This is a genomic window from Alteromonas sp. G4i13 (genome assembly GCF_054960505.1).
Genome location: NZ_JBHNYX010000128.1, coordinates 1 through 463, shown reverse-complemented (window position 1 = coordinate 463; position 463 = coordinate 1). Strand labels below are relative to the sequence as shown.

The 463-nt window shown below is 50.1% G+C and carries 1 pseudogene; it reads right to left on the bottom strand.

The annotated features are described in order from the left end of the window. A pseudogene (locus tag ACFI6J_RS21600) lies at window positions 1-463 on the bottom strand (Tn3 family transposase); the annotation flags it as partial.

Here is a 463-nt window from a genome sequence, read left to right as displayed (position 1 = left end):
CCAGCAAGGTATCCTGCGATGTCTGGGGGATCAGGTCGTCTTCCAGTGCGCGGTATTTGGTAACATTTGGCAAATAAATGCGTCCATTCAGTCGTGAGGTTAACTGCCGGTAGAGCAGCCATTCGTAACGTTGCGGGTTAACGTTATCCTGTTTAACCAACCATGGGAGGTGCTTTTTCGGGATGAGCGACGTATCCATCGTCTTCAGTGGTCCACCGAATGCGATTTCCGTCTGCATCTGTTGAAGTTGGGCGACGACGGCTTCTGAGCCTTTACCGGCCTCACATTCAAGGCACAAGAACACCTGCCTTAACAGTTGCTCCAGGAGATTGCATTGTTCATCGTAATGTTGCCACTGGTACTCTTCCACGGTCCGTTTCTGTTTTTTCAGGTAAAGGCAGAGGGTCTGGATATCCCTGTCATTCATGACCTTCAATGCCTGTTGTCTGACTACTGAGAAGGG